This is a genomic window from Aeromonas sp. FDAARGOS 1419 (assembly GCF_019047045.1).
GTDB lineage: Bacteria > Pseudomonadota > Gammaproteobacteria > Enterobacterales > Aeromonadaceae > Aeromonas > Aeromonas veronii.
This window is the reverse complement of the sequence record NZ_CP077209.1, coordinates 1,308,678-1,330,126: the sequence shown is the minus strand read 5'-3', so window position 1 is coordinate 1,330,126 and position 21,449 is coordinate 1,308,678. Positions and strand designations below refer to the sequence as shown.

The following is a 21,449-nucleotide window of genomic DNA, read 5'->3' as shown; positions in this document are numbered from 1 at the left end:
GTAAACATAGAGGTTAAAAGTTTATTTAATATATTTAAGATATAATAACGGGAAGAATATCCCGTTATTATATTTCATGCATTATATATTATGCCGCTCATAAAGCCGCTGCACCACATCCTGTAATCCCAGACCTTCATTTTGCAGCAGCACGGTCAGGTGGTAGAGCAGATCGGCGGATTCGTTGATGAGCTCCTCCCGATCCTTGGCCATGGCGGCCAGCGCCACTTCGACACCTTCCTCACCGACCTTCTGGGCGATGCGCTTGGTGCCTTTGCCATAGAGGCTGGCGGTGTAGCTGGTGGCCGGATCGGCCCCTTTGCGGGCGGCCAGCACCTGCTCCAGCTCTGCCAGAAAACCGAGGGGTGGCAGCGGGTGACCATTAAAGCAGGAGGTTGTCCCTTTGTGGCAGGTGGGGCCGACGGGGTTGGCGGCAATCAGCAGGGAATCCTGATCGCAGTCGGTGCTGATGGCCACAAGTTGGAGCACATTGCCCGAGCTTTCACCCTTGGTCCACAGTCGCTGTTTGCTGCGGCTAAAGAAGGTGACCTGGCAGGTAGCCAGGGTCTTTTCCAACGCCTCGCGGGTCATAAAGCCCTGCATCAGCACCTCGCCGCTGGCAGCGTGCTGGACGATGGCGGGGATCATGCCGTCACACTTTTCCCAGTCGAGTTGTTCGGCAAGGGGGCGCGCGCTGGCGGTGGTTTGTGCATTTTCAGAGAAGTTATTCACGGATGGCGACTCCTTCGGTTTTCAGCCAGCGTTTCAATTCGGGAATGGGGATAAGGCCCTTGTGGAACACAGAGGCGGCCAGCGCCCCATCCACATCAGCGAGGGTAAAGGCATCGCGAAAGTGTGCCATGGCCCCGGCGCCGCCGGAGGCAATCAGCGGCACCTTGCAGACGCTGCGTACCAGTTTGAGCTGGTCGAGATCATAACCCTGACGCATGCCGTCCTGATTCATCACGTTCAGCACGATTTCGCCCGCGCCGCGCTTTTGCACCTCCTGCACCCAGTCGAGGGTGTGCCAGGCGGTGGTGCGGGTGCGACTCTCGTCGCCGGTAAACTGTTTGACCTGATAGTGGCCCGTGTCGGCGTCGAAGTAGGAGTCAATGCCCACCACTACGCACTGCACGCCAAAGCGCTCGGCCAGTCGGCTGATCAGGGTCGGGTCGGCCAGCGCAGGAGAGTTGATGGAGACCTTGTCGGCGCCAAATTCGAGGATCTGGCGGGCATCTTCGACGCTTTTGATGCCACCGGCGACGCAGAAGGGGATGTCGATCACCTCCGCTACCCGGCTTACCCAGCTCTTGTCCACCACCCGCGCATCGCTGGAGGCGGTGATGTCATAGAACACCAGCTCGTCAGCGCCCTCTTCGGCGTAGCGGCGCGCCAGCTCGACAATGCCGCCCATCACCTCGTGGTTGCGAAATTGCACCCCCTTGACCACCACGCCATCTTTCACGTCGAGGCAGGGGATAATGCGTCTTGCCAGCATCAGTTTCCTCCTGTGGTATCGGCTGCGGGGGCTTGCCAGCAGGCGATGGCGTCACCTACCGAGAACTTGCCCTCCAGCAGGGCGCGGCCAAGGATGATCCCCTTGACGCCGGAGCCCTTGAGCGCCTCGATATCTGCGATGCCGCCAATGCCGCCGGAGGCTTGAAAGGCGACGCTCGGGTAGCGGGTGCAGAGATCCCGATAGAGCTCGACGTTGGTACCAGCCAGGGTGCCGTCACGGCTGATGTCGGTGCAGAGCACATGCTTGAGCCCGGCGGGGAGGAAGCGCTCGATCAGCGCTTCGATGGTCACCCCGCTGTTCTCCTGCCAGCCCGCCACCGCGATATGGCGATTGCCCTGCTCATCGATATTGACGTCCAGCGCCAGCACGATCTGCTCGGGGCCATATTTCTCCATCCAGCTCGCCACCAGATCCGGGGATTTGACGGCGGTGGAGCCAATCACCACCCGGCTGGCGCCGGCGGCCAGCAGATCCGCTACATCCTGTTCGGTGCGCACGCCGCCGCCGACCTGCACTGGCGCTTCAGTGGCCGACAGCAGTTGGGTCAGCAGGGGCAGCTGGCGCGCCTTGGCATCCTTGGCACCGTCCAGATCCACCAGATGGAGCTGCACCGCCCCCTGGGAGACATATTCATCGAAGCGGGCTTGCGGGCTGCTGCTGTATTCGGTCTTCTGTTCGTAGTCCCCCTGATAGAGGCGAACCACCTGACCGTTGATAAGGTCAATTGCGGGAATGATCATGCTAGTCACAGCTCCAGAAAATTTTGCAGCAAACGGGCACCGGCTGCGCCTGAGCGCTCCGGGTGGAATTGGGCGCCAAAGAAGTTGTCACGACTGACGATGGCGGTAAACGGCTGGCCGTAGTCACAGGTCGCCAGCGTTGCTTCTGTCACCTCCAGCGCATAGGAGTGAACGAAGTAGAAGTAGCTGCCGCTCGGGATCCCTTTGAGCAGAGGATGGCTCTCGTCATGCTCAATCTGGTTCCAGCCCATATGGGGCAGGCGCATGCTTGACTGGTGTAAGGTGCCCACCTCCATCAGCTTGATCTTGCCCGGCACTATGCCAAGGCAGTCGATAAGCCGCTCTGACGAGTCATCCGTACCCATGCTCTCTTCGGAGGCCTCCGCCAGCATCTGCATGCCGAGACAAAAGCCCAGCAGCGGCTGCTTGGCGGCGCGAATAAGGGGCACCAGCCCCCGTTCGTTGAGGTTGTTCATGGCGGCCACCGCGGTGCCGACACCGGGCAGGATCAGCTTGTCCGCCTGCTCGATATCGGCCGCTTGGCTGGAGACCAGCGGCCGCACGCCGAGGCGCTCGAACGCCATCCTGACCGAGGCCAGATTGGCGCAGCCAGTATCGATAATGACCAGCTTCTGCTTGCTTACATCCATCACAACACTCCCTTGCTGGAGGGAAGCTCGCTCCCTTCCACCCGAATGGCCTGACGCAGGGCACGGCCAAAGCCTTTGAACAGCGCCTCCACCTGATGGTGGGTGTTGCCGCTGCCCACCTTCATCTGCAATGTGATGGCCATGGCGTCCGAGAGGGAGCGGAAGAAGTGGGGCACCATTTCGGTGGCCATCTCGCCCACCTTGTCGCGGCCAAAGCCGCTCGGGCAGTCAAACACGAAGTAGGGGCGGCCGCTGAGATCCAGCGCTGTGCTCACCTCCTGCTCGGTCAGCGGGCGCGCATCGATCACCGCTTGCACTTCGTCCATTGCCAGCACGAAGCCGAAACGGCCGATGCCGCGCTTGTTGCCAAGGGCCTGACGCAATGCCTGACCGAGGGCCAGACCGACGTCTTCCACCGTGTGGTGATCGTCGATATGCAGGTCGCCGCTGACGTTCAGCTTGAGTTGGAAACCGGCGTGGGTGGCAATTTGATCCAGCATGTGATCAAAGAAGCCGATGCCGGTGGCGATCTGGTTGCCGCCGCTCTTGTCCAAATCTAGGGCCACCTTAATACGGGTCTCCTTGGTGTAGCGTTCCACCGAGGCTACGCGCCCCTTGGATAACAGCTGATCACGGATGGCGGGCCAGTTGTGATCCTGCGGGTGGTAGCGGATCCCGCCAATGCCCATGTTCTCGGCCAGCTGCAGATCGGTCTGGCGATCGCCAATCACGAAGGAGTTGGCAAAGTCGATGCGACCGGAGGCGAGATACTCCTTCACCAACCCGAGGTGGGGCTTGCGGCAGCTGCAGCCGTCGGTGGGGAAGTGCGGGCAGATCAGCACCTGTTCCCACTTCACCCCTTGCGATTCGAACAGGTGCATCATCAGGTCGTGGGGTGGCTGGAAGTTCTCCAGCGGCAGGCTGGCGGTGCCCAGCCCATCCTGATTGGTCACCATCACCAGCACGTAGCCGGCGGCCTGCAACTTGCGCAGTACCGGAATGACCATGGGCTCGAAGCGAAGCTTGGCGAGGCTATCCACCTGCTTGTCGGTCACCGGCTCTTCAATCAGGGTGCCGTCGCGGTCGATAAACAAAAACGGGGTCTTCATCGCTACATCCTTGTTTTACAAAGTGGGAGAGGGCATATCACGCAGTACCGCCAGCACGGCATCCATCTCGCCCTGATAGCCGATGGTGACGCGAATGCTGTTATCCAAGCCGGGTTTGGTCGAGAAATCCCGCAGAATGATGCCGGTGGCCTTCATGGCAGCAAAGACGGCGGCGCCATCCACAAAGCGCACCAGCACGAAGTTGCCCCTGTCTTCAAATACTTCCTTCACGCAGGCAAGCGTTGCCAGCTCTGCCTTGAAGGCGGCTTTTTGCTTGTTGAGCTCTATTACTCGCTCGCGCATCAGCTCCAGCCCCATGGGGGAGAGGGCCTGCGCCGCGATCTGGGCGATGGGCTCGGGGATGGGGTAGGGGGCGATCACCTTGGCCAGCATGGCGATCACCTCGGGGCTTGCCAGCGTAAAGCCGCAGCGGATCCCCGCCAGGGCAAAAGCCTTGGAGAGGGTGCGGGTCACCACCAGATTGGGGAAGCGGGCCAGCAGGTCCACCACGGACGCCTCGGGGCAGAACTCGATATAGGCCTCGTCCACCACCACGATGGCGCGATCCCGAGCTTTTTCCAGCAGGGCGATGAGGCCGTCGCGCCCCACCAGATCCCCGGTGGGGTTGTTGGGGGAGCAGAGAAACACCAGTTTCACATCAGACAGACGGTCCGCGATGGCGGGCCAGTCCGGCTGGCGGCTGGCGGTTAGCGGCTGCTCGACGATGCCGACGCCACAGGTCTCGGCGCTGATGGCGTACATGCCGTAGGTGGGCGGGCAGATGAGGATCTGATCTTCACCCGCTTCGCAGAAGGTGCGAATAAGCAGCTCGATGGCCTCGTCGGCGCCACGGCTCACCAGCACCTGATCGGGATTGACTCCAGCGTAGGCGGCATAGCCGTTCACCACCTCGGCCGGTTGACACTCGGGGTAGCGGTTGAGACGGCTTCCCTCGATCGTGAAGGGATAGGCCAGCGGTGCTTCGTTGGCATTGAGCCAGACGTGGCCATTGCCGCCGATACGGCGGGCGGATTGATAAGGGGTGAGGGCCCGCACCACGCGGCGCGCCAGATTGGCAATGCTCATGACAAATCCTTCTGCTGTGCTGTTGGTTGGGGCGCGGCGGCCAGGGCGTTCAACCTGAGGGTGACGGCATTTTTGTGGCCATCTAGCCCTTCGGCCTGGGCGATACGCTCGACGATAGGGCCAAGGCCGCGAATGCCTTCGGCGCTCAGCTCCTGCACCGTGTAGCGGCGCTGATAATCGGCGAGGCCAAGGCTGGAACAGGTGCGGGCATAGCCATAGGTGGGCAGGGTGTGATTGGTGCCGCTGGCGTAATCGCCGACCGATTCCGGTGTCCATGCTCCGAGGAAGATGGAACCGGCGTTCTCGAGTTTATCCAGCAGATCGCGCGGGGCTCGGGTCTGCACGATCAGGTGCTCCGGCGCGTAGGCGTTGGAGATGGCACACGCCTCGGCCAGATCGTCACAGAGGATCACCAGACTGCTGCCGAGCGCCTGCGCGGCGATGTCGCGCCGAGTCAGCTTGGCCAGCTGGCTCTTGATTTCTCCAGCGATGGCATCGGCCAGCAGTGGTGAGGTGGTCACCAGCACCACCTGACTGTCGGGGCCATGCTCGGCCTGGGAGAGCAAATCCGCCGCTACGAAGGCGGGGTTGGCGCTCTCGTCGGCGATCACCAACACCTCGGAGGGGCCGGCCGGCATGTCGATGGCGGCGCCGCGCCAGTCGCGGGATACCTGCCCCTTGGCTTCGGTCACATAGGCGTTACCCGGGCCGAAGATCTTGTCCACCTTGGGAATGCTCTCTGTGCCGTACGCCATTGCCGCGATGGCCTGGGCGCCGCCGATGGCGAACACCTTCTCGACGCCGCAGGCGCGGGCGGCAAACAGGATCTCGTCGCTGGCCGGGGACGGGGTGCAGAGCACCACTTCCCGGCAACCGGCGATCGCAGCCGGAATGGCCAGCATCATCACGGTGGAGGGGAGCGGTGCGCTGCCCCCCGGCACATAGAGACCGACCCGGCTGATGGGCTGGGTGCGCAGCTCGCACACCACCCCGGGTTGGGTTTCCACCCGCACTACCTGCTGCAGTTGCGCGGCGTGGAAGGTGCGAATATTGGCAATGGCCGCTTCGATGGCGCTTTTGATGCCGTCATCCAGCCGCGCGCAGGCGGCTTCAATCTCGGCCTCGCTAACACGCAACTGTTCACGGGGGGCGCGCTCGAAGCGCAGGCTCAGCTCGCGCAGGGCCTCATCGCCCCGGCTGCGCACCGCGGCGATGATTTCTTTGACCACGGCGCCAATATCGGCCTCGTCATTGAGGGCTGGTCGTGTCAGCACGTCGGCCTGCTGGGCGGGGGAGAGGGTCTTCCAGATCAGGGTCTGCATGATGTCCCTTCCTTATTCCATCATCTTTTCGATGGGCAGCACCAGAATGGAGCTGGCACCGAGGGCCTTGAGCTGCTCCATGGTCTCCCAGAACAGGGTCTCGCTGGAGACGACGTGCAGCGCCACCTGATTGGTGTCACCGGCCAGTTGCATGATGGTGGGGCGCTCGGCACCCGGCAGCAGATCTGTGATGGCATCGAGCTTGTCTTTGGGGGCGTGAAGCATGATGTACTTGCTCTCGCGGGCCTGCTGCATCCCCTGAATGCGGGGCAGCAATTTGTCGATAAGCTGCTGCTTGGCATCGGACAAGGGGTTGGGGGCCTGTACCAGTACCGCCTTGGAGCGGTAGATCACCTCTACTTCTTTCAGGCCATTGGCTTCCAGGGTTGCACCGGTGGAGACCAGATCGCAGATGGCATCGGCGAGACCCGCGCGGGGCGCCACTTCCACCGAACCGCCCAGCATCACGCTCTTGAAATTGAGCCCTTTTTCGTCAAAGAAGCGCTTGAGCAGCCCGGGATAGGAGGTGGCGATGCGTTTGCCGGCAAGGCTCTCTGGCCCTGTGTAGGTTACATCTTCCGGCACCGCCAGCGAGAGGCGGCAGCCGCCAAAATCGAGCTGCTTGAGAGTCTTGACCGCAAAGGGCTGACCCTGAGAAGCGCGGATCAGCTGCACCTCTTCCAGCACGTTCTCGCCGATGATGCCAAGATCGACCACCCCTTCCATTACCAGCCCCGGGATGTCGTCATCGCGCACCCGCAGGATATCGATGGGCATGTTCTCGACATGGGCGATAAGGCGCTGCTCGCGCAGGTTGATTTTCAGGCCACAGCTCTTGAACAGAGCTTGGGAGTCCTGGCTCAGACGACCGGACTTTTGCATGGCGATACGCAGACGTTGTGTTTCCATTGCTCGATTTCCTTCTAGTCAAAAACGAAAAAACCCTCGGAAGTGGGTGCTTCCGAGGGTTTATGAATCTTGCGGTCCTTTTGGAAGTCACCAGTTAAGTGTCTTCCAGCAGTCAACCTCCTGAAAGACTAGTCGGGATGATGATGGTGGTGATGAGTCTTCAGGGTGGTGAACTTCATGTAATCAATCCTTTACAAAATAATATGTCGTAATTGACGCCTGATTTACACTACCTGCCTTGACAGAAAATGCAACCCGAAATTGTGATTTGATCGATTAAAGTGGCGAAAACGGTTTTCTGGCCGATAACTAGACAATAACCCCTTGCAGGAGTCGCCATCATGCCCAGCCAGGACCTGTTGTTTCCCATTTTGCCCAGGGCACCCGCTGCGCCCGGCAGCGAAGAGATCAAGCGGGAAGTGAACCAGATCAGCAAAAAGCACCAGCTGCGCAAGACCGGCACTGACAACAGTGACTCCCAGCAGCGCCAGCAGGCGTATAGCACGCCCGCCAAGCGTGATCAGCCCAAGGCGGAGGAGGGCGATCACAAGCCGGACCACGAGCATCAGATCGATCTGTTCGTCTAGGCAGATTATCTGTCCCGCTTTTGCCGCGCTTTTGGCATAATGGCCGCTTTTGCTGCGGGACGCCCTTTTGACCATCCAGACCCTGTTCAAGCCAGATGGCCCTCTGGCCAGCCATATCGACGGTTTCAAAGCCCGCGCACCCCAACTGGAGATGGCCGAAGCGGTCGCGCGCGCCATCAAGAGTGGTGGCCGTCTGCTGGTTGAGGCAGGAACCGGTACCGGCAAGACCTACGCCTATCTGGTCCCTGCGCTGGAATCCGGCAAGCGGGTGGTGATCAGCACCGGCTCCAAAAATCTGCAGGAACAGCTCTTCTATCGGGATCTCCCGACCATTACCGGCGCGCTCTCCTACACCCCGCCGGTGGCCTTGCTCAAGGGGCGCAGCAACTATCTCTGCATCGAGCGGATGAACCGGCTCTTGAGCGAATCCCATCTGCAAAAGCCTGAAATCCTGAACGATCTGGTGAAGGTCAAATCCTGGTCCACTGCTACCGATAACGGCGATGTGGGGGATATTCCGGGATTGCAGGAGAACGCCGAGATCCTCGCCCACGTCACCAGCACCAACGACAACTGCCTCGGTCGCGACTGCCCCTATTACGACGACTGCCATCTGGTGGTGGCCCGACGCCGCGCCATGGATGCCCAGGTGGTGGTGATCAACCACCACCTCTTCTTCGCCGATATGGCGGTGAAAGACACCGGATTTGGTGAGTTGGTGCCGGAGGCGCAAGTCTACGTTTTTGACGAGGCGCACCAGCTGCCGGAGATCGCCACCAACTACTTCGGCAAGTCGGTAGGCAGCCGAACGATTCAGGATCTGGCGCAGGATATCCAGCTGGCCTATCGGGCAGAGGCCCACGATATGGCCCAGCTCGGCAAGGCGGCGGACCGGCTCGCTATCGCCAGTCAGGATCTGCGTCTCGCCTTCGGGGTGGATGGCGGTCGCGGTAATACCCGCGACATGTTGCGCCAGCCGCTTTGGGGGCAGGCTTTGGCTCGTCTTAACGATGCCATTGGGCTCTGCTACGAGGTGCTCAAACTGGCTCTTGGCCGGGGCGAGCAGCTGGATCACGCCTTCGAGCGCATCAGTGAACTGCGCGCCCGCCTGGGTGAAGTGCTGGCGGTCAACCAGACCGGTTTCTCCTACTGGTACGACTGCTCACGGCTTCATTTCACCCTCAATCTGACGCCGCTGTCGGTGGCCGAGCGATTCAGTGCCGAGGTGCAAAGACCGGAAGTGGCCTGGGTCTTCACCTCCGCCACCCTGACGGTGGATATGCGTTTTGACCACTTCAAGGCCGAGTTGGGGCTGGCGGGCAGCGCCGAGCTGATCCTCGACAGTCCGTTCGACTATGGCGAGCAGGCGCGGCTCTGTGTGCCCCGCTATCTGCCGGAGCCCAACGCCTTTGGTCGTGGCGAGCAACTGGCTAATCTGATGATCCCCCTCATCAACAAGACGCCGGGGGGCTGTTTCTTCCTCTGCACCAGCCATCAGGTGATGCGTCAGGTAGCCGAGGTGCTGCGCCGGGAGATTGGCCGTACCGTCTTGTTGCAGGGGGAGGACAACAAGCAGCGGCTGCTCAAGGAGTTTGTCGAGAATGGCCGCGCCGTGCTGGTGGCGACCAGCAGTTTCTGGGAGGGGATCGACGTGCGAGGGGCGGCGTTGTCGTGTGTTATCATCGACAAACTGCCGTTTGCCAGCCCCGATGATCCGCTGCTCAAGGCGCGGGTGGATGATTGCAAGCTCAAGGGGGGGGATCCCTTCGCCGAGCTGCAGTTGCCCAAGGCGGTGATTGCCCTTAAGCAGGGGGTGGGGCGGCTTATTCGTGATCGCAGTGATCACGGGGTACTGGTGATCTGTGATCCACGCATGGTCAACAAGCCTTACGGTGCCACCTTTATCAAGAGTCTGCCCGCCATCCCTCGCACTCGGGAGTTGGGAACGCTGGGGAGTTTTTTCGATCGAACTGAACGCGGTGAATAAATGTGTCGCCAGCTAACAGATTTGAACAACGGGTGAGCATATCTCGCTTGCCGGTTATGTAATTGACTGATTTTATAGAGATTGGAAAGCATGAACGAGTTGAAGATCCTGGCCGTTGATACCGCCACCGAAGCCTGCTCCGCCGCCTTGCTGGTGGGTGACAAGCTGTTCTCCCGCTGGGAGGAGGCGCCACGGGATCACACCCGAAAAATCCTGCCCATGGTTCAGGCTGTGTTAGAGGATGCCGGGATAAGTTTGAGTGACCTCGATGCCATCGCGTTCGGTCGCGGCCCGGGCTCCTTTACCGGCGTGCGGATCGGCATCAGTGTGGCGCAAGGTCTGGCGTTTGGTGCGGGTGTCCCGCTGATCGGTATCTCGACGCTGGCCGCCATGGCGCAAGGCGCCTATCGACTGGATGGCGCCCTGCAGGTGCTGACCGCCATAGATGCGCGGATGAACGAGGTCTATTTCGGCCGCTATGAGCTAATTGATGGCCGCATGCAGCTGGTGGGTGACGAGGTGGTGAGCGATCCCGCGGCGCTGGTTGACTCCCGTGGCAAGCTGGCGGGTAGGGTGACCTGCGTCGGCACCGGTTTTGAAACCTATGGCGAGACCCTGAGTGGTCTGGCCGATGAGCTGGCGGTGAGCCAGGTGCGTTTCCCGGCGGCAGAGGACATGCTGCCGCTGGCCCGCGCTGCTTGGCTGGCGGGGGAGGCGGTACCGGTTGAACAAGCAACGCCGGTCTATTTACGTGACAAGGTGACCTGGAAAAAACTGCCGGGTCGCGAATAAGGGCAGGAGCACTGACAGCATGTCGCTCTTGCCGCTCATCAGCTGCAACACAAGCGGATGGCCAGACGGGCCACGCCGGCAACAGGAGAGTGACATGATGCGTAATAGCAGAAGCGACATGATGAAACGCGGGATGGTGGTCGGGGTGCTGGCTCTGTTGCTCGGGGCCTGCAGTTCGGTCCCCAAGGAGCTAGCCTATGAGCCAGAAAACCAGCTGGTGGCCTATCAGCCCGCCCTTGGCGGAATGGAGGGCAAACCGGCCCGCTGGAGCGGCGTTATCTCGGCGGTGCACAACAAGGCGGATAAGAGCGTTATTGAAGTGGTTTATCTGCCGCTTAAATCCAACGGTGTGCCGGAGCAGACCGAGCAGAGCCCGGGCCGTTTTCTGGCCATCATGAAGGGATTTGTCGACCCGACCCTCTACGCCAAGGGGCGTAGCCTGACGGTGCTTGGCACCATAGGCAAACCGGTTGATAGCCAGATTGGCGAGCACAAGTACCGCTTCTCTGTGCTCAATGTGACGGGCAGCAAGCTGTGGCCGCCAGTCAAGGAGGTGGAGGTGCGCTATATGGACCCCTACTTCTACGACCCCTTCTATGATCCTTTCTGGCCGAGACGGCCGCTGCGTCGCTAAGGCTTGCCATGATTAACGCTATGATGAGCACCACACACGAGCGGCTGCTGACCCTGGCGGATGGGCGGCGGGTAGCCCTGCTGGATAACCAGTCTGCGGAGCATGATCAGCAGGGCAAACCCCTGCTGATTGCCCTGCACGGCTGGCTCGACAACAGTGCCAGCTTCTTGCCGCTGGCGCCGCATCTGGGGGATTTTCACCTCATCTGTGTCGATCTGCCGGGACATGGTCACTCCGATCACAAAACCACCCCTTATGTCTTTGTCGACTGGCTGGACGATCTCTACCAGATCGTGCAGGCGGCAGGGTGGTCGAGTTTCACTCTGCTCGGTCACTCCCTCGGGGCGTTGATCGCCTCCGCCTATGCCGGGGTGTTCCCCGAACAGGTGGAGCGGTTGATCATGCTGGAGGGGCTGGGGCCGCTGAGCCAGCCCGATGAGGAGGCTCCTACCCAGCTGCGACGTGCAATTTTAAACCGCAGTCGCACTCGGGAACGCAGTGCCAACGGCTTTGCCTCCATCGATGAGGCTGTCGCCGCTCGTTGCAAAGTGGCGGATATCACGCCGCAGTCGGCGCGTCTTATCTGTGAGCGGCAGCTTGAGATGAGGGCAGGACGCTGGCATTGGCGCAGCGATCCCCGTTTGCGGGATCTTTCACCCCTGAGAATGAGCGAAGGGCAAGCCCGGGCGCTGATGGCGGCTATCCGCTGTCCTGTGCTGTTGATTCAGGGGGAGCAGGGCTTTGCTGCGCTTGAAGCCCAATGGCAGGCCCGTCAGGATGCCTTCCAGCAGATCGAACGGGTCATATTGGGTGGAAACCACCATTTTCATATGGAAAATTCGGTTGATACGGCCGTTTGTATCGTAAAGTTTTGTCAAGTTCGGTAGAATCGCCAGCTTTCAATAATTCCAGGTTTGTTTTCTCCCTCACATTTTTCTGTTGTTAATTTGCTGTTAATTGATGTTGCGCTGTGTAAATATGTGCGGCATTAGAGCATCAGCTTAAAACAACCGATTAAAATGGATGTGAACCGGGACGGAGGCAACACAGTGAGCGCACAGGTGCTAGTTATGCAGGAGAAGTTTGTGGAAAAAGTCTGGCTGAAACGTTATCCGGAAGGGGTCCCCGCCGAGATCAATCCAGACCAATACAGCTCCCTGGTCGAGATGTTCGAATCCTCGGTGACCCAGTTTGCCGATCAGCCCGCCTTCGTCAACATGGGCCAAACCATCACCTACCGCCGTCTGGAAGAGCAGTCCCGCGCCTTTGCTGCCTACCTGCAAAACGAGCTGAAGCTGGAGAAAGGGGATCGGGTTGCGGTGATGATGCCTAACCTGCTGCAATACCCCATCGCCGTGTTCGGCATCCTGCGCGCCGGCATGATCGTGGTCAACGTCAACCCGCTCTATACCCCGCGCGAGCTGGAGCATCAGCTCAAAGATTCCGGTGCCAAAGCCATCGTCATCGTCTCCAACTTCGCCCATACCCTGGAAAAGGTGGTCTACGACACCCCGATCAAGCACGTTATCCTGACCCGGATGGGGGATAACCTGGGGCTGGCCAAGGGTACCCTGGTCAACTTCGTGGTCAAGTACGTCAAGAAGCTGGTGCCGAAATACAATCTGCCTCACGCCACCACCATGCGCCAGGCCCTCTCCAAGGGGCGTTTCCTGCAGTACATCAAGCCGGAGATCACCAACGACGATCTCGCCTTCCTGCAGTACACCGGTGGCACCACCGGCCTCTCCAAAGGGGCCATGCTGACTCATCGCAACATGATTGCCAACGTCGAGCAGTGCCTCGGCGTCTACGGCCCCATGCTGGAGCGTGGCAAGGAGTTCGTGGTCACCGCGCTGCCGCTCTACCACGTCTTTGCCCTGACCGTGAACTGCCTGCTCTTTATGCGTATCGGCGGTTACAACCTGCTGATCAGCAACCCGCGCGACATCCCGGGTTTTGTCAAAGAGATCAAGAAGTACCCCTTCACCTGCATTACCGGGGTCAACACCCTGTTCAATGCGCTGGTCAACAATGAAGAGTTTCAGGGGATCGCCTTTGACAAGCTCAAGCTGACCATCGGTGGCGGCATGGCGGTGCAGCGCGCGGTCGCGGAGAAGTGGAAGACGCTGACCGATACCCCGCTGCTGGAAGGCTATGGCCTGACCGAGTGTTCGCCACTGGTGAGCGTCTGTCCCTACGACCTCACTGATTACAACGGCTCTATCGGTCTGCCGGTCTGCTCTACCGAGATCCGTCTGGTAGATGACAACGGTCAGGTGATCCACGCCCTCGGCACCCCCGGCGAAATGCAGGTTCGTGGCCCGCAGGTGATGGTGGGCTACTGGCAGCGTCCCGAGGCGACCGCCGAAGTGATGCAGGATGGCTGGCTCTGTACCGGTGATATCGCCGTGTGCGACGAACAGGGCTTCTTCAAGATCGTTGACCGCAAGAAGGACATGATCCTGGTCTCCGGTTTCAACGTCTATCCGAACGAGATCGAAGATGTCGTTGCCCTGCACCCGAAAGTGCTGGAAGTGGCCGCGGTCGGTGTGCCACACAAGGTCTCCGGCGAGCTGGTGAAGATCTTTGTGGTCAAGAAAGATGCAAAATTGCAGGAGGACGAGATTATTGCCCACTGCCGCAAACATCTGACTGCCTATAAGGTGCCGAAACTGGTAGAATTTCGTGACGAACTTCCCAAGACCAATGTGGGCAAGATCCTGCGCCGCGTACTGCGCGACGAGGAGATTGCCAAGCAATAACCGGACTGCGGCTGCAGAATCTTCTGCGAACCAGCACCGTCGTTATGCAAAACCGTGGGTCATCCCACGGTTTTTTCTTTTTGGCCCTGATCAACCGCGCAGGCACAGATGCACTATCAACTTATCACTCAGCAAGACGAACTTGAGCAGTATCTCGCTTCTCTGGCCGACGTTCCCCTGGCTATCGATACTGAATTCGTTCGCACCCGTACCTACTACCCCCAGCTTGGCCTGTTCCAGATCTATGACGGCGAGCATCTGGCGCTGCTGGATCCGCTGACCCTGGATCTCTCCGCCCTCTGGCAGCGACTGGGCAGGGAAGGGCAGATCGCCATCCTGCACGCCTCTGGCGAAGATCTGGAGCTTATCCAGCATCAGGCTGGCCACCTGCCCAACCAAATGCACGACACCCAGCTGGCTACCGCCTTTCTCGGTTACGGCGTCTCGGTCGGTTTTGGTGCGCTGGTGAATGAATTCCTCGGGGTCGAGCTGGAAAAAGATCAGGCGCGCACCGACTGGCTGGCCCGCCCGCTTACACCGCGTCAGCTCGAATACGCGGCGGCGGATGTCTTCTACCTGATGCCGCTCTACGAGAAGGTGATGGCCAAACTGCGGGAAAGCGGCAAGTTTGCCTGGTTCGAGCAGGAGTGCCACAGCCACTCCGCCCGCAAGACTCAGGGCAGCGATCCCCGTCAGGCCTATCTCGATATCGTCAACGCTTGGCAACTGGGGCGCCGCGAGCTGGCCATCCTGCGTGAACTGGCCGCCTGGCGCCAGCAGGAGGCGGTGCGCCGCGATCTGGCTCTGAACTTTGTGGTCAAAGAGCTGCACCTGTTCAAGGTAGCGGAGCGCCGTGCCGCTTCCCTGCGCGATCTCAACGAGCTCGGCCTCTCTCCCATTGAGATCAAGATCCACGGCAAGCGGATGCTCGATATCGTTACCAAGGCGCAGCAGAGCGATCCCGACAGCTGGCCCGAGCCCATTCGCCGGCTGGTGGACTATCCCCAGTACAAGGGCGAGCTCAAGCGGATCAAGGCGCTGGTGGAGGAGAAGGCCAAAGCGAGCAACATTCCGCCCGAGCTGATTGCCAGCAAGAAGATCATCCACCAGTACTTCACCTGGAGCTGGCGGATGGGAGATGTGGAGCGTGCTCGTGCCGACAAACCCATGCTGCTGCAAGGGTGGCGCCATGAGCTGGTCGGTCACCTTTTGGAACAATAAGAGTGCTTATTGTTGCACCTATGAATCAATCCTCACCCTCGGGTGGGGATTTTTTATTGGACGACATTCAGAGAGAGGCAATGATGGGGTGGCCGATCTGGCCAAGCGATCAATTTGGCATGTATCAGCGGGAATAGGGGAAGAGTGAAAAAGGCAGCGGAAACCGCTGCCTTTTTTGATCACCAGATAGGCTGGGTCAGGTAGGGGTTGCTCGCCTTCTCTCGGCCGAAGGTGGAGCTGGGGCCATGGCCCGGGATAAAGACGATCTCATCGCCAAGGGGCAGCAGGGTTTCGGTGATCGACTTAATCAGGGTCGCGTGATCGCCACGGGGGAAGTCGGTGCGGCCGATGCTGCCGGCAAAGAGCACGTCGCCCACCCAGGCGAGCTGCTCGGCTTGGGAGAGCAGCACGATATGGCCCGGGGTGTGGCCGGGGCAGAAGTAGACATCCAGCTCGCACTGGCCAAGCTGCACCTTGTCACCCTGCTCAAGCCAGCGATCCGGCGTGAACGCGGGGGTATGGGCGAAGCCGAACATCTGGCTCTGCTGGGGCAGCATGTCGAGCCAGAAGGCGTCCTCCTTATGGGGGCCGGTGATGGCAACGCCGGTTTTTTCCCGCAGCTCGGCGGCGGCACCCACATGATCCAGATGACCGTGGGTCAGCAGGATGTGGGTCAGGGTCAGGCCGCGCTTGGCGATGGCGGCCAGCAGTTTGTCCGCTTCGCCGCCCGGATCGATCAGGGCCGCCTGATGGGTCTCGTCACACCAGATGAGGGAGCAGTTCTGGGCGAACTGGGTGACCGGGATCACCTCGAATTTCAACATGGAGTTCCTCTCTTGGGATGGGTCAGCCGCGCAGTGCGCTGGCATGCTGCTCGGCGAAATAGTCGAGGCAGGCCTGCTTGTCACCGCGAAACACGATGCGCTCCTGCTTGTTGCCAAGCTGGTAGAGATACATGGGGTCGTAGTAGCGGGTCAGCAGCAAGGTGATCCAGGCCAGATGCCGCGCGGTATCGCCGCTCTTTTCCTGCTCGGTGAGGGCGGTTTGCATCAGGGCATCCAGCTCTCGGTGGGCCTGATCGCCAAGACGGCGCTTGAGGCGGGCCAGCGCATCGGTGAGGTAGGCAGCAAACAGTGGCCATCCCTCTTCTTGGCCATACATGGCTTGATAGCGCAGCCAGAGATCGTGCACGTAATCTTCACGGATCTGCTCGGCCCGATCGATTTGCGGTACATCCACCACCACCAGCGGTGCCTGACTCATGGCCTCATGGAGGGAGAGGGGCAGGCAGCAGCGGCCGATCAGGCGGCTCTCGTCCTCGACCACAAAGGCATGCTCGCCACGATGGCGGCGTTTGAGCAGCTCGATGGCGAGGTTGTTTTCAAAATTGATGTTGCTGGGCTGGCCGCCGGGCAGCTGACCGAAGGAGGAGCCCCTGTGATGGGCATGCCCCTCCAGATCCACCGCCTGGGTCACCTGATCGAGCATGTGGGTCTTGCCGGAGCCGGTCATGCCGGTCAGCACGCTCCAGTGACACTCGGCAGAGGCCTTGTCCTGGGTGTCGATCAGAAAACGGCGCAGCTCCTTGTAGCCACCGGCGACGCGGGGGCGAGTCACTCCCGCTTCAGCCAGCCACTGTTGCACGGTTTGCGAGCGCAGGCCGCCGCGAAAGCAGTAGAGCACGGCATCGGGCTGCTGGCGCAACTGCGCCAGCCAGCCTTCGAGTCGCTCGGCACGTACTGCTCCCCCCACCAGCTTGTGTCCAAGCTCAATGGCGGCGGCCTGACCCTGCTTCTTGAAGCAGGTCCCCACCTGGGCGCGCTCATCGTCTGTCATCAAGGGCAGATTGGTCGAGCAGGGGAAGGCCCCCTCCTTGAACTCGATGGGGGCGCGCACATCAATCAACGGCACATCGTCCAAAAAGAGTTGGGCGTAGTCCGTGGCCAGTGGCAATTCACTCATTGGACAATCTCGATAAAGCGGGAGCCCTCAAGGGGCTTGATCTGGCCGATGGGCGAGAGCGCAAGGCCAGCTTCGCGCGCGATGGCGAGCAGCTCGGCTTCGCTCTCTTTCCCCACTGCGACCAGCAGGCCGCCGCTGGTTTGCGGGTCGCACATGATGTTGCGGGTGCGATCGTCCATGGTATCGAGCTTGTGGCCGTAGGAGTCGTGATTGCGTAGGGTACCGCCCGGGACGCAGCCCTCGGCGAGGTAGTAATCCACCTCGTCCAGCAGCGGCAGCGCCTTGAAGTCGAGGCGGGCGCTGACATTGGATCCCTCGCACATCTCCAGCAGATGGCCCGCCAGACCAAAACCGGTGACGTCGGTCATGGCGTGGACACCCGGTAGCTCGGCAAAGCGCTGGCCAATCTTGTTGAGAGTGCACATGGCGTTGGGGGCCAGTTGCTCGTGTTCAGGCTTCAGCTTGCCCTTCTTCTGGGCGGTGGTGAGGATACCGATACCGAGGGGCTTGGTCAGATAGAGGGTGTCACCCACTTTGGCGGTGTCGTTCTGCTTGATGGCGTCAAGGGGCACGATACCGGTGACTGCGAGGCCGAAGATGGGCTCGGGGGCATCGATACTGTGACCACCGGCCAGCGAAATCCCCGCTTCGTGGCACACCTGACGGCCGCCGTCGATCACCTGCTGGGCCACTTCCGGCGCCAGGGTATTGATGGGCCAGCCGAGGATGGCGATGGCAACGATGGGCTTGCCGCCCATGGCGTAGATATCGCTGATGGCATTGGTGGCGGCGATGCGGCCAAAGGTGAAGGGGTCATCGACGATGGGCATGAAGAAGTCGGTGGTGGAGACAATGCCCTGACCGTTGCCGATATCGACCACGGCCGCGTCATCCTTGCTGCTGTTGCCAACGATCAGGGTCGGGTCGTTGAAGCCCGGGATCTGGCTCTTGAGAATGGTGTCGAGCACCTTGGGAGAGATTTTGCAGCCACAGCCAGCGCCGTGGCTGTATTGGGTCAGACGAATGGAAGACATACTTACCCCTTGTTTGTGCACCGTGTGCAGAGGCTCTGCGGGAGCCATCTTGGTCAATGCGCGGCCATCTACCGTCATGTAAAGAGCCGCAAAAATAGGTGGCCTTGGCTGCTTCTGGAAGCAGTGATGTCAGGCAGTCACGCAGGGCTGCCGGGTAGGACGGGGAAGAAGAGGCGACAGATGCGCCAACACAGCCCCGCCAAGGGCCACAGGACAGGGCATTATGCCACAAATGCCCCTTCCGGTTCGAACAGGAATTCACACAAAGCGAAGGGGATTGGCGGGTGGAGGGTTAGGGAGGAGGGCGCTGGCGTGAGCCGCTCAGTTATCGGCAGGGGTGAAGAGAACTCGTGGAGTTGCCCCGCTGAGGTCGGTTTAACCTCAGCGGGGTTATCAGTTGGCGAAAACGGGTTAGCCGGCTTGCTCCAGCACCGGCTGGCGAGCCTTGCCCCAGCGGCGCAGGCGCCGTTGCAGTGGCCGCTCCAGCAGGTTGTAGCTCAACGCCGAGAGCCCGATCAGCACCGCCAGCATCAGCAAGGTGGCCACTACCCCCAGCAGCGGGTTGGTTTGGCCATACCACCATTCGGTGATCCCCGGCGCCAGATAGTGGATGAGCTCGCAACCGGTGAGCAGCACCAGCGCATGGAGCAGGTAGATAGAGTAGGAGAGATCCCCCAGCCAGTTGGTGAAGCGGTTATCCAGGAGGCGCAGCAGCGGGCTTTGGCGATCGCCTTGGCAGGCGGCAATCCAGATCAGCAGCACGTAGGAGGCGATCAGCAGCAGTGTCAGCTGCGGCGTCATGGTGAACTGCATCAGCGCAAAGGGCAGCACAAAGGCGACCAGCAGCGGCAGATCTCGCTGCATCATGGGCAAGCCTTTTGCGGCCTTGACCCTCGGCAGCAGCCAGAGGCCGAGCACAAATTCACTCACCCCGCGCCCCACCGCCAGCGCGCCGCTGGTGACATCCAGGGTGCCGCGACTGTGCACGATAAAGGCCAGCACTGTCAGCGCCAGCAGGGGGGCGAGATGGCTCCAGCGACTGCGGGTGACCGCCAGCGGAATCAGCAGCGGGAACAGCAGGTAGCTGATCCACTCCACGCTGAGCGACCAGGCTGCGAAGTTCCAGGTCAGCCCGTGATCGGTCGCCACCTGCAGCAGCAGGAAGGCGCTCGGCAACGCCTCGGCCGGGGTGAAGGGGGAGCCGAAGGGGGGCATCCCTTCCCACTCCCACATCTTGAACAAGGGGCCGGCATAGAAGCCCACCCCGTGCTGCGCCTTGTAAAGCTCCCAGCCGACCAGCAGCAGCAGGGTCACCAGATAGAGGGGGTAGACGCGGGTCAGCCGCAGCCAGAGAAAACGGCCATAGCTCACGCTGCGGGGCGTATGGGTGAAGGCCTCGCCATAGACATGGGCCAGCACCACGCCGCTCAAAATAAAGAACAGATCGACCCAGAGGTAGCCATTCTCGATGAGTTGGGTGTGGCCTGCGATCGACTCCATCCACTGGGGAAAGAGCAGCAAGCGGGCATGGAACAGCACCACCATCAGGGCAGCGATGCCCCGCAGCGGCGTTAACAGCGGCAATGATTGATTCATAACGGGATCCCTTGTGATGTTCAGCTTGGCCTGACATCGATTTTTGTTGTTGTACCGTCCATCAATCCTGATGGGACGGTTGCCCCGGCTTGGCTGCCGCAGGCGGGATCACACTACGGAAAAGAGAGTCATACGGGTGTGACTTAAATCATAAATGTGCAGTTATTGTGCAAAAAAATTTAAACAGATAAAGACGTGGGACACAGGCAGGGAAAGAGGAGGAGAGAGAACACCCATAAAGCAGAGAGGGTGGTCAACGGGGCGAGGGGCAGGTCTGTAGGCGTAAAGCAAAACAATCAGGCCCGCAAGGGGCCTGATTGATCACAAGGGGAGGGTGGTTGCCGATCAGCGAGCGCGTACCACCAGACCCTTGAGGTAGAAGCCTTCCGGATAGGCGGTACCGATGGGATGATCAGAAGCCTGGGAGAGCAGCTCCAGGATCTGGGCATCGCGACCGGCATCGAGCGCTGCATCGGCAACGATCTTCTGGAACAGGCTCTGCTCCATCAGGCCGGAGCAGGAGTAGGTCAAGAGCACGCCACCCGGCGCCAACAGCTGGAACGCCAGCATGTTGATGTCCTTGTAGCCACGGCAGGCACCCAGCAGCTGGGCCTTGCTCTCGGCAAATTTAGGCGGATCCAGCACGATGACATCGAACTTCTCGCCTTTCTCGCGATATTCACGCAGCAGCTTGAACACGTCGTGACGGACAAACTGGGTGTTGCTGGTATCCAGCCCATTCAGCTCGGCATTCTGGCGGGCGATATCCAGCGCATTCTGGGAGAGATCGACGTTGACCACTTCCTTGGCGCCGCCCTTGAGGGCATAAACGCCAAAACCGCCGGTGTAGCAGAAGCAGTTGAGCACCCGCTTGCCTTCGGTGTACTTGGCGGCAGCCTGACGGTTATCCCGCTGATCCAGATAGAAACCGGTTTTGTGGCCGTTGCGAATATCCACCAGGATCTTGACGCCACCGTTCTCTTCGATGACTACCGGTTCGTTCGGGGTTTCGCCATAAATGACGCCAGTGCGCTCTTTCAGCCCTTCCTTCTTGCGTACCGCCACATCGGAGCGCTCATAGATGCTGCACTCTGGATAGAGGGTACGCAGTGCTTGCGTTATCAGCTCACGCTGGAATTCGGCACCGGCGGAGAGAATTTGGCACACCAGAAAATCGGCGTAGCGGTCGATGGTCAGACCCGGCAGACCATCGGATTCGGCGGCGCAGAGGCGGTAACCGGTGAGGCCCTGACGCTTGATGAGCCCGTCACGGGACTCTTGCGCATATTTGAGACGACGGATGAAGAAGTCGAGATCGACGGTCTCATCCTTGTCGAAGGTCCAGACCCGGGCACGGATTTGGGAACTGCCCGACCAGGCGCCACGAGCGAGCCATTTGCCGTCATGGGTAAGGATCTCGACGGTATCGCCGTCAATGGGGTTGCCCTGAACCCGCTCGATCCCCTTGGAGAAGATCCAGGGATGGCGACGCAGCAGGGATTTTTCGCGGCCTTTGACGAGATAGATGGAAGCGCTCAT

General features: G+C 60.5%; 20 protein-coding genes and 1 other annotated feature. Of the genes, 7 read left to right on the top strand and 13 right to left on the bottom strand.

The features are described 5' to 3' along the window. Window positions 1-81: 81 nt before the first annotated feature. From hisIE to hisG, 8 genes are read right to left on the bottom strand one after another with little or no spacing between them, the layout of a single operon-like run. Entirely contained in the window at window positions 82-732 is a 651-nt protein-coding gene (gene hisIE, locus I6L49_RS05825; protein WP_216950831.1) for a bifunctional phosphoribosyl-AMP cyclohydrolase/phosphoribosyl-ATP diphosphatase HisIE, read from the bottom strand. Then, window positions 725-1,498 carry an imidazole glycerol phosphate synthase subunit HisF gene (hisF, locus tag I6L49_RS05820; RefSeq protein ID WP_005345639.1) on the bottom strand — a complete coding sequence of 258 codons (774 nt, stop codon included), beginning with the start codon at window positions 1,496-1,498 and terminating at the stop codon, window positions 725-727. The genes hisIE and hisF overlap by 8 nt, the downstream gene beginning before the upstream one ends. Continuing rightward, window positions 1,498-2,259, bottom strand: coding sequence for a 1-(5-phosphoribosyl)-5-[(5-phosphoribosylamino)methylideneamino]imidazole-4-carboxamide isomerase (hisA, locus tag I6L49_RS05815; RefSeq protein WP_204383207.1), 762 nt, complete (start codon window positions 2,257-2,259; stop codon window positions 1,498-1,500). The genes hisF and hisA overlap by 1 nt, the downstream gene beginning before the upstream one ends. Window positions 2,260-2,264: 5 nt before the next feature. Further along, window positions 2,265-2,909, bottom strand: a complete 645-nt coding sequence (gene hisH / locus I6L49_RS05810; RefSeq protein ID WP_216950830.1) for an imidazole glycerol phosphate synthase subunit HisH — start codon at window positions 2,907-2,909, stop codon at window positions 2,265-2,267. Then, window positions 2,909-4,018: a bifunctional histidinol-phosphatase/imidazoleglycerol-phosphate dehydratase HisB gene (hisB, locus tag I6L49_RS05805; RefSeq protein ID WP_204383205.1), complete on the bottom strand. Its 1,110-nt coding sequence runs from the start codon at window positions 4,016-4,018 to the stop codon at window positions 2,909-2,911. Before hisB ends, hisH begins: the two co-directional genes overlap by 1 nt. A 15-nt stretch (window positions 4,019-4,033) precedes the next feature. Beyond that, window positions 4,034-5,104: a histidinol-phosphate transaminase gene (gene hisC, locus I6L49_RS05800; protein ID WP_204383204.1), complete on the bottom strand. Its 1,071-nt coding sequence runs from the start codon at window positions 5,102-5,104 to the stop codon at window positions 4,034-4,036. Then, a complete protein-coding gene (gene hisD / locus I6L49_RS05795; RefSeq protein WP_204383203.1) occupies window positions 5,101-6,426 on the bottom strand; it encodes a histidinol dehydrogenase in 1,326 nt (441 codons plus the stop codon). Before hisD ends, hisC begins: the two co-directional genes overlap by 4 nt. A 12-nt stretch (window positions 6,427-6,438) precedes the next feature. Further along, on the bottom strand, window positions 6,439-7,335 hold the full coding sequence (gene hisG / locus I6L49_RS05790; protein WP_156852749.1) for an ATP phosphoribosyltransferase: 897 nt from the start codon (window positions 7,333-7,335) through the stop codon (window positions 6,439-6,441). Between the two features lie 28 nt (window positions 7,336-7,363). Further along, window positions 7,364-7,488, bottom strand: a sequence feature (His leader region). A 188-nt stretch (window positions 7,489-7,676) separates the two neighbouring features. On the opposite strand from hisG, the gene I6L49_RS05785 reads away from it, so the two are divergent. The 7 genes from I6L49_RS05785 (at window position 7,677) to rnd (ending at window position 15,318) form a co-directional block, all read left to right on the top strand. Continuing rightward, window positions 7,677-7,922: a hypothetical protein gene (locus I6L49_RS05785; protein WP_216950829.1), complete on the top strand. Its 246-nt coding sequence runs from the start codon at window positions 7,677-7,679 to the stop codon at window positions 7,920-7,922. 67 nt (window positions 7,923-7,989) lie between these two features. Next, window positions 7,990-9,909: an ATP-dependent DNA helicase gene (locus I6L49_RS05780; RefSeq protein ID WP_216950828.1), complete on the top strand. Its 1,920-nt coding sequence runs from the start codon at window positions 7,990-7,992 to the stop codon at window positions 9,907-9,909. Between the two features lie 90 nt (window positions 9,910-9,999). After that, entirely contained in the window at window positions 10,000-10,701 is a 702-nt protein-coding gene (tsaB, locus tag I6L49_RS05775) for a tRNA (adenosine(37)-N6)-threonylcarbamoyltransferase complex dimerization subunit type 1 TsaB (RefSeq protein ID WP_216950827.1), read from the top strand. Between the two features lie 118 nt (window positions 10,702-10,819). Beyond that, window positions 10,820-11,335, top strand: a complete 516-nt coding sequence (locus I6L49_RS05770) for a Slp family lipoprotein (protein WP_042056024.1) — start codon at window positions 10,820-10,822, stop codon at window positions 11,333-11,335. A gap of 8 nt (window positions 11,336-11,343) precedes the next feature. After that, window positions 11,344-12,222 (top strand): alpha/beta fold hydrolase, encoded by an 879-nt coding sequence (locus I6L49_RS05765; protein WP_143182613.1) that lies wholly within the window; start codon window positions 11,344-11,346, stop codon window positions 12,220-12,222. A 198-nt stretch (window positions 12,223-12,420) separates the two neighbouring features. Further along, the gene (gene fadD, locus I6L49_RS05760) at window positions 12,421-14,097 is read left to right on the top strand and encodes a long-chain-fatty-acid--CoA ligase FadD (protein ID WP_085942148.1); all 1,677 of its coding nucleotides are present in this window, start codon (window positions 12,421-12,423) and stop codon (window positions 14,095-14,097) included. A gap of 108 nt (window positions 14,098-14,205) precedes the next feature. Beyond that, window positions 14,206-15,318, top strand: coding sequence for a ribonuclease D (gene rnd / locus I6L49_RS05755; RefSeq protein WP_216950826.1), 1,113 nt, complete (start codon window positions 14,206-14,208; stop codon window positions 15,316-15,318). A 179-nt stretch (window positions 15,319-15,497) separates the two neighbouring features. Here rnd and I6L49_RS05750 read toward each other — a convergent pair whose 3' ends face one another. From I6L49_RS05750 to I6L49_RS05730, 5 genes are all read right to left on the bottom strand, one after another. Continuing rightward, window positions 15,498-16,142, bottom strand: a complete 645-nt coding sequence (locus I6L49_RS05750; RefSeq protein ID WP_033113646.1) for an MBL fold metallo-hydrolase — start codon at window positions 16,140-16,142, stop codon at window positions 15,498-15,500. A 22-nt stretch (window positions 16,143-16,164) separates the two neighbouring features. Further along, window positions 16,165-17,280: a tRNA 2-selenouridine(34) synthase MnmH gene (gene mnmH / locus I6L49_RS05745; RefSeq protein ID WP_216950825.1), complete on the bottom strand. Its 1,116-nt coding sequence runs from the start codon at window positions 17,278-17,280 to the stop codon at window positions 16,165-16,167. Beyond that, the gene (selD, locus tag I6L49_RS05740) at window positions 17,277-18,314 is read right to left on the bottom strand and encodes a selenide, water dikinase SelD (RefSeq protein ID WP_216950824.1); all 1,038 of its coding nucleotides are present in this window, start codon (window positions 18,312-18,314) and stop codon (window positions 17,277-17,279) included. Before selD ends, mnmH begins: the two co-directional genes overlap by 4 nt. 411 nt (window positions 18,315-18,725) lie before the next feature. Continuing rightward, window positions 18,726-19,910: an acyltransferase gene (locus I6L49_RS05735; RefSeq protein ID WP_216950823.1), complete on the bottom strand. Its 1,185-nt coding sequence runs from the start codon at window positions 19,908-19,910 to the stop codon at window positions 18,726-18,728. A gap of 345 nt (window positions 19,911-20,255) precedes the next feature. Further along, window positions 20,256-21,449 carry a class I SAM-dependent methyltransferase gene (locus I6L49_RS05730; RefSeq protein WP_025201720.1) on the bottom strand — a complete coding sequence of 398 codons (1,194 nt, stop codon included), beginning with the start codon at window positions 21,447-21,449 and terminating at the stop codon, window positions 20,256-20,258.